1 protein-coding gene and 1 pseudogene are annotated in these 2,820 nt (G+C 59.4%); both read left to right on the top strand.

Annotated elements, in window-relative coordinates; genetic code table 11:
- Positions 1-2,501: DNA methyltransferase (locus AC2VLV_RS11160; protein ID WP_486990048.1), on the top strand; the 2,501-nt coding region annotated here is incomplete at its 5' end.
- A gap of 6 nt (positions 2,502-2,507) precedes the next feature.
- Positions 2,508-2,820: pseudogene (locus tag AC2VLV_RS11155) on the top strand (helicase); the annotation flags it as partial.

Raw genomic sequence — 2,820 nt, 5'->3', positions numbered from 1 at the left:
GCCGCGAGCCGCTGGCGATTGACGTGAGTGTGGGCAAGACCGACGCCATCTACAAGGCGCACAGCTACCACACCAAGGTGCCGCACCTGGCCATCGTGCCGTCCATCCTGCACTACACCCAGCCGGGCGATGTGGTGCTGGACGGCTTTGCCGGTTCGGGCATGACGGGCGTGGCCGCGCAGTGGTGCGGCACGGCACCGGGCAGTTATCGGTTTGAACTGGAGCAGGCGTGGAAGAAAGAAGGCCGCGCCGCGCCCAAATGGGGCGCGCGCCGCGCGGTGCTCAACGACCTGTCGCCCGCTGCCGCCTTCATCGGCGCGAACTACAACATCCCCTTTGATGTGGATGCCTTCGCCAAGGCGGGAAAGCAACTGCTCAAGGCTGTGGAGCAGGACATCGGCTGGATGTATGAAACGCTGCATAGCGACGGCAAGACCAAGGGACGCATCGAATACACGGTGTGGAGCGAGGTATTCAGTTGCCCGGAATGCGCAGGTGAAGTGAATTTTCTGGATGAAGCGCTGGATGAGGAAACCAAGCGAGTCAAAGATGAGTTTCCGTGCCCGCACTGCAATGCCGGATTGACCAAGAAAAAGCTGGAGCGGCTCTACGTCACCAAGCTGGACAGCGCAACTGGTACTACGCTGCAATCGCCCAAGCGCGTGCCCAGCCTGATTTCGTATCGCGTTGGGAAAGCCAGATACGAGAAGAAGCTGGACGCTAAAGATCTTGAAATTCTTGGACGCATTGAACAGCAACCTTTCCCAACGGCTATTCCGACTGATCGCATGATGCATGCTCCATTGGAGCAAGACAGTTGGGGTGACAAATGGCGAGCTGGCACAGCGTCTTTCACTCATGTGCATCATTTGTATTTGCCACGAGCAGCGCAAGCGATGGGCGCACTGTGGGCGAAAGCTGGAGCGCACCCTGATAAGAGGATTCGCGGCATTCTGATATTTATGGTCGAGCAGGCGATTTGGGGCTTGTCGGTTCTTGCTCGCTATACGCCAACGCATTTCTCTCAGGTAAACCAGTACTTGACTGGTGTGTATTACGTCGCTTCGCAGCATGCTGAATGCAGCCCCTGGTACATCCTTGATGGCAAGCTGGACAGGCTGGTCAAAGCCTTCGGAAATTTCCAAGTCGGAGCCGCTGGCGCGGCAATCAACACCGGCACAGCGGCGCGTTTGCCGGTGCCGGACGGCAGCATCGACTACATCTTCACCGACCCACCGTTTGGCGAAAACCTCGCCTACTCAGAGTTGAATTTTCTGGTTGAGGCTTTTCATGGCGTATTCACCGAACAAAAACCAGAAGCCATCGTCAGTAATGCGCAATCCAAGGACTTGCTTGGCTATCACGACTTGATGCGGCAGTGTTTTCAGGAGTACCAACGCGTGCTCAAGCCAGGCCGCTGGATGACGGTGGTGTTCTCCAATACATCCGCTGCCGTCTGGAACGGGATTCAAACTGCCATGCAGCAGGCCGGCTTTGTTATTGCCAATGTTTCTGCACTGAACAAAGTCCAAGGCAGTTTCAATGCCGTTACAAACACCACTTCCGTCAAACAGGATTTGGTGATTTCCGCCTACAAACCCAATGGAGGGCTGGAGCAGCGTTTCGCGGAGCGTGGAGCTACACCAGATTCCGCGTGGGATTTCGTGCAAATCCATCTGCGGCAGTTGCCAGTATTGAAACTGCGGAACGGCGAGATGGAATTCGTCGCCGAACGCGACCCGCGCATCCTGTTCGACCGCATGGTGGCGTGGTTCGTCCGGCACAGCGCGCCCGTGCCGCTTTCCAGTCAGGAGTTTCAGGACGGCCTGCGCAGCCGCTTCCCCGAACGCGACGGCATGGTCTTCCTGCCGGAGCAAGTGACCGAATACGACAAGAAGCGCGCGCAGACCGCGCAAGCACCCCAGATGGAGCTGTTCGTCTCCGACGAGCGCAGCGCCATCGACTGGGCCGCGGATTACCTAAAAGCGCGGCCATCCACCTATCAGGACATCCACCCGGAGTTCATCAAGCAACTGGGCGCGGGCTGGAAGAAGCACGAAACCCGCCCGGAACTCTCGGCGCTGCTGGAAGCCAACTTCCTGCGCTACGACGGCGCGGGTGAGGTGCCCAGCCAGATCCACAGCTATCTCTCCAGCAACCACAAGGACGTGCGCGGGCTGGAGAAAACAGACCCGCGCCTGATCGCCAAGGCGCTGGATCGCTGGTATGTGCCCGACCCGAACAAGGCGCAGGACTTGGAGAAGAAGCGCGAAAAATCGCTGCTCAAGGAGTTCGAGCAATACAAGACGTTCACGGGCCGCAAGATCAAGGAATCGCGCCTGGAAGTGCTGCGCGCCGGTTTCCGCGCAGCTTGGGCGACGAAGGACTATGCCACCATTCTCGCCATCGCCCACAAGCTGCCGGACGAGACCCTGCAAGAGGACGAAAAGCTTCTCACCCTGTACGACATGGCACTGACGCGCAGCGAAGACGGGGCGTAAGCAGTGATGGAAAGCGGCTTCGACACCGGTGACTGGTGCTGGCACACGCGGCAAGCCACGCCTTGCCGCGTGGTGGAACGGCTGGCGCTGTGGGGTGAAGCGGCTTACCGCGTGTGGCTGCCGTCAAAAAACGCCGTGCTGCGCGCGCGCGCGGCGGAACTGGCTCTGCTTTCCAGCGTGCAGCCCACCGTGGAGCAGTTGCTGCACGCCACTGCGGCGGCTAAGTTGCAGGACGCACTGGAAGAAAACCTGCTGCTCGCGCCCATCCAGTCCAGCGTCATCCCGCTGCCGCACCAGCTTTACGCGCTGAACCGCGCCG

The sequence above is a fragment of the Thiomonas sp. TH-17 genome (assembly GCF_057473305.1).
This window is presented reverse-complemented; position numbering and strand designations above follow the sequence as displayed.